The sequence below is a fragment of the Pseudoalteromonas sp. AWM4_233 genome, assembly GCF_056158285.1.
In genome coordinates this window covers 1-4,744 of the sequence record NZ_JBSWSZ010000133.1, presented here as the reverse complement: position 1 = coordinate 4,744, position 4,744 = coordinate 1, and the positions used below count along the sequence as shown (strand labels likewise).

Here is a 4,744-nt window from a genome sequence, read left to right as displayed (position 1 = left end):
AAGGTTAACGACGGTTAGATTCACCTCTTACACAGCACCTGCCAAAAGCGAATTTTATGACGGGTAAAAACCTCAATAAAACTATTCCTTAAAAAATCTCAGAGGCTAAAATAGGTAAAACACTTCTATTATGGATTTCAAAATGCAGCTATCTGTAGAAATTAGCAAATATCCACTTCACTCAGATTATATCCCTTTTATCAAAGCCTTTATTGAGCGCTTAAATAAACATCCAGATCTTAAAGTGTTAACCAATACAATGTCTACCCAAGTATTTGGTGAATATGACCTCGTTATGTCGGTACTTCAGCAAGAAATGAAACGCTCTTTTGAAGAGTTTGGGAAGATTGTATTTGTGTGTAAGTTCATTTCGGGAGATTTATCGCCGCAATGATTGAATTTTTAAGCGCCACATTTTCCGGTTTTACTGCTATGTCTGGCTGGGAGTACATCGCAGTCATACTTTCTCTGGCTTATGTCTTTTTGGCTGTGAAAGAGAATCAATGGTGCTGGCCTGCAGCTTTTCTTAGTACGTTTATTTATACCATTATGTATTGGAATGGTGCATTGTTAATGGAATCCGCATTAAATGTGTATTACATGGTAATGGCGGTAGTGGGTTGGTATATGTGGCAACAAGGCAAGCAGCCCTCGCAAATCCCAGATCCTGGTGGCCGGCGACAACTTTGGCTGCGGATCTTCGCGTGAGCATGCGCCGTGGGCGTTGGCGGATTTCGGCATCAAAGTGATCGTCTCGACCTCATTTGCCGACATCTTCTTTAACAACTGCTTCAAGAACGGCATGTTGCCGGTTGTTCTCCCTCAGGAGCAAGTCGACATTCTGATGAAAGACGCCGAAAAAGGCGAGAACGCCCGCATGACGGTGGATCTGGACGCTCAGGAAATCACCACCTCCGAAGGAGATGTGATCAAGTTCGAAGTCGACGCCTTCAAAAAGCACTGCCTGATGAACGGCTTGGATGACATCGGCCTGACGCTGGAAAAAGCCGAAAGCATCAAAACCTTTGAAGACCAAGCCGCACAGGCCCGTCCCTGGGTGTAATGCAGGCGACTACAGTCTGGAAAACAAATGGCCGCCCCCAGCTTGGGGCGGCCTTTTTCAGGTCCAAGATCCGAAAATCACCACAAATTCGCCACACTTCAGTTGCGCGCGTTTCCCGACAAGACGCTTACCTTTTCCCCAGATAGTTAACGCAAGACGCTGATTTTTCACGTGCAAGATGATGCATTACGGCACCACCTGGTAAAACTACGCATTAAAACCTCGTAATTTCCGCCTCCACGCTTGAGACGATTAAGGCAATCGTGATGAAATAAGGGCAAAAATGAGGCAGAGCCCCCCAGGCAATTCTGGGGCGCTTCAAAGTGCGACGACGAGCGTGAAAATGCGCCGGTCCGGTTTGAAGGAATAGAATGTGATAGCTCGGATTGCAGCAGCAGCCGTGCGTGCGATTTTGGTGGCATTGCTCATTGCCATGCCGTCCTTGATCTTAGCGCAGGACATCAATGGAACGCCGGAATTGGTGGTCTTCCTCGCCTTGCTGGCTGGGGCTTTGATCTTCGCTGAATATAACTCTGCATTTTCCGAGCTTCGTCGAATTCCGGGACGCTCCGCCACTCAACCGCATCCGATATGTCGCCCTGTTCATGATGGTCTGCGGCTTAGCGCTCATGCTCCGCCACGGCCCAAATTCAAATGGGTTGACCACACTTTTTCACGGGCTTGGAAAAGTTTTAGGCAATGCTCTCGACTTTCCGCTTTCTCCGGTCCAACTGATGACGTTGATACTGCCGGAGGACACCAGCACGGCTACAGAAAACATCGCGCGCGCGGCGGCAGGTTTTTCCTGTTTTATTGCGATACTTTCAACAGCCTGCGTCGCCTTTGCAATTAGAGTAACTGGCTGGCCAATTTCATCTGGTTCCTTCAACGTCTGGACCAACTTGCCTCTGTTCGATCCGACCACCGGCGGCGACGTTGTCAGTCGGATGACACGTGATGGCCGTCTGAACGTCATTCTGGGCGTTTTACTACCGTTCGCCCTCCCCGGCGGCATCAAGATGGTCGACAGCTTTCTGGGCATCGCCATCCTGGGCCACCCAATGATGCTGATTTGGGGCATGGCCCTTTGGGCCTTTGTTCCGGCCTCTATGGTCATGCGGGGAATGGCAATGCTGCGGGTTGCTGACCTTATCGCAGCGCAACGGCGACGCACTTATGCCGCCTCGGACTCATTGCAAACCATATGAGATGTGTGGTCGCAGCCTTGTTTGCGGCTATCATCGCTGCACCCGTATCGGCGGAGACGTTTCGGGTCGCAACCTACAACACCGAGCTCTCCAAAAAGGCCCCGGTCTGCTTTTGCGCGCGTTGGAGCAAAAGTCACTGCCACAAGCAGAGGCGATTATTGATGTGATAATCGACACCAGGCCGGATATTTTGGTCCTGCAGGGTATCGATTGGGACAGTGAAGGTCGGGCCATGGCGGCCTTCCAGCATCGTCTGGCGGATAGAAAGCTGGTGTATGACCACGCCTTTACGGCGCGTCCCAACAGCGGGTTACGCACCGACCTGGACCTTGATGGAGATGGAAAGCACGGCGGGCCGCGCGACACTCAGAGCTACGGAGACTTTACCGGCGCAAATGGGATCGTTGTCTTCTCAAAATGGACCTTGCTTACCTCTGAACTCGTGGATCTCGACCCCGCAACTGTGGCATGAACTCCCCTGGGCATCCGTTACCGCAACACCCTGACGGTGCTCCATTTCCGAGTGCGGCAGCGCAACACATCCAGCGGCTATCCTCCTCAAATCACTGGATCCTTCCTGTTGAGCTCCCGGATCAGCAGCGGCTGAACCTTCTCATTTTTCATGCCACTCCGCCGGTTTTCGACGGAGATGAGGATCGCAATGGCAAACGCAACCATGATGAGATCATGCTATGGTCGCACCTTCTGGATCAGGACAACGGCTTTACCGAACCGGTCATTGTGATCGGCGACGCGAACCTTGATCCCAACCGTGGTGAAGGGCGGCACGGGGCTATTAGGACCTTGCTTACCCACCCGCGCCTGCAAGATCCGACACCACGCAGTGAGGCTGGCGGCGCCAATACGGTGGTTTGGCCGCAAACAGGCGCGTTAAGGGTTGATTACATCCTACCGGATACTTCGTTGACCGTGACAGATGCCGGAGTTCACTGGCCGATGCGATCAGAAACACCTGTGGCAACCGCTAGCCGCCACTATCTGGTATGGATGGACATTGAATTCCCCTGAAGGACACCGCCAAAGCCCCTTATTTTCAGCACTCTTGTTGACCCCACCGGGCAGGAACGATACCTCCGGAGCGACCGATTTCAAGGAGACTGAGGATGTCTAACCCATCGATTCTCAGTTCTGCCCGGTGACGGGATTGGCCCCGAGGTGATGGCCGAGGTACGCAAGATCATCGACCTGGTTTGGTGACAAGCGCGACATTCAGTTCGATGTGAGCGAAGACCTAGTTGGCGGCGCGGCTTATGACGCCCATGGCACCCCGCTGTCATGACAACACAATGGCCAAAGCGCAAGAAGTCGACGCCGTTCTGCTGGGCGCTGTTGGCGGTCCGAAATACGACGATCTCGACTTCTCCGTAAAACCTGAACGTGGCCTCCTGCGCCTGCGCAAAGAGATGGACCTGTATCTCCAACCTACGTCCGGCACAATGCTTTGATGCGCTGGCGGATTTCTCGTCACTGAAGAAAGATGTGGTTGCAGGCCTCGACATCATGATCGTGCGCGAGCTGACCTCGGGCATCTACTTTGGTGAGCCGCGCGGCATCATCGAAGAAGGCAACGAACGTGTGGGCATCAACACCCAGCGTTACACCGAGTCCGAAATCGAGCGCGTCGCGCGTTCCGCTTTCGAACTTGCTATGCGTCGCGGACAAGAAGCTCTGTTCGATGGAGAAAGCCAATGTGATGGAAAGCGGCATCCTGTGGCGCGAAGTTGTAACCGAGGTTTCAAAAGACTACCCCGAGGTTGAGCTGTCCCACATGTACGCAGACGACGGGTGCCATGCAGCTCGTGCCGCTGGCCTAAACAGTTCGACGTTATTGTGACTGACAACCTGTTTGGTGACCTGCTGTCTGACTGCTGCAGCGATGCTGACCGGATCACTGGGAATGCTTCCGTCTGCATCGTTGGGTGCTCCGATGGAAAACGGCCGCCCCAAAGCGACTGTATGAACCGGTCCACGGGTCCGCACCGGACATCGCTGGCGAAGGGAAAGCCAACCCGATCGCCTGCATTCTCAGCTTTGCAATGGCCTTGCGCTACAGCTTTGACCTGGGCGCGGAAGCAGACCGCCTGGAAAGCGCAGTTGAGAAGGTGCTGGCGGACGGCGTGCGCACCGCAGACCTTTTGGGCGAAGAAGGCGTAACCCCGGTCACCACCTCTGGCATGGGTGATGCAATCATCGCTGCACTAGACGCCAATCTTTAAACCACGTTGCACATCGTGCATGTGAACGGACCGGAAATTCCGGTCCGTTTTTCTTTTCCAAAAACGCCTAACGCCGGGTCGCTTAAATGCTTGTCACTTCGGCAGCTTTCATGACACGCTAGCGCTATCAGACCACCCAAGAACGCAGCCGGTAACCAAATGAACGCAAAAGCCGCCATTTACGCATTGATAGGTGCTATTCAAACTGTTGGGTTTGGTTAACCTTCAATGCGTAA

The 4,744-nt window shown here is 53.1% G+C and carries 5 protein-coding genes and 2 pseudogenes; all 7 read left to right on the top strand.

Annotated features, from left to right (window positions below):
* The first annotated feature begins 142 nt into the window (after window positions 1-142).
* Window positions 143-394: a YkoF family thiamine/hydroxymethylpyrimidine-binding protein gene (locus ACXAC4_RS27200; protein WP_475162926.1), complete on the top strand. Its 252-nt coding sequence runs from the start codon at window positions 143-145 to the stop codon at window positions 392-394.
* A pseudogene (locus ACXAC4_RS27195) lies at window positions 394-648 on the top strand (nicotinamide mononucleotide transporter family protein); the annotation flags it as partial. The gene ACXAC4_RS27200 and the pseudogene ACXAC4_RS27195, both read left to right, overlap by 1 nt.
* A gap of 22 nt (window positions 649-670) precedes the next feature.
* A complete protein-coding gene (leuD, locus tag ACXAC4_RS27190) occupies window positions 671-1,063 on the top strand; it encodes a 3-isopropylmalate dehydratase small subunit (RefSeq protein ID WP_475168263.1) in 393 nt (130 codons plus the stop codon).
* Between the two features lie 629 nt (window positions 1,064-1,692).
* Window positions 1,693-2,271 (top strand): hypothetical protein, encoded by a 579-nt coding sequence (locus ACXAC4_RS27185; protein ID WP_475168257.1) that lies wholly within the window; start codon window positions 1,693-1,695, stop codon window positions 2,269-2,271.
* A gap of 112 nt (window positions 2,272-2,383) precedes the next feature.
* Complete coding sequence (locus tag ACXAC4_RS27180) at window positions 2,384-2,743, top strand: endonuclease/exonuclease/phosphatase family protein (protein WP_475168255.1); 360 nt, start codon at window positions 2,384-2,386, stop codon at window positions 2,741-2,743.
* On the top strand, window positions 2,740-3,300 hold the full coding sequence (locus tag ACXAC4_RS27175) for an endonuclease/exonuclease/phosphatase family protein (RefSeq protein ID WP_475168252.1): 561 nt from the start codon (window positions 2,740-2,742) through the stop codon (window positions 3,298-3,300). Before ACXAC4_RS27180 ends, ACXAC4_RS27175 begins: the two co-directional genes overlap by 4 nt.
* Before the next feature lie 150 nt (window positions 3,301-3,450).
* Window positions 3,451-4,508 (top strand): annotated as a pseudogene (leuB, locus tag ACXAC4_RS27170) (3-isopropylmalate dehydrogenase).
* Window positions 4,509-4,744 lie beyond the last annotated feature (236 nt).

Excerpts from the sequence above, each read along its gene's own strand:
- ACXAC4_RS27200 (WP_475162926.1), top strand. The coding sequence starts at position 143 with ATGCAGCTATCTGTAGAAATTAGCAAATATCCACTTCACTCAGATTAT.
- ACXAC4_RS27175 (WP_475168252.1), top strand. The coding sequence starts at position 2,740 with ATGAACTCCCCTGGGCATCCGTTACCGCAACACCCTGACGGTGCTCCA.
- ACXAC4_RS27185 (WP_475168257.1), top strand. The coding sequence starts at position 1,693 with ATGCTCCGCCACGGCCCAAATTCAAATGGGTTGACCACACTTTTTCAC.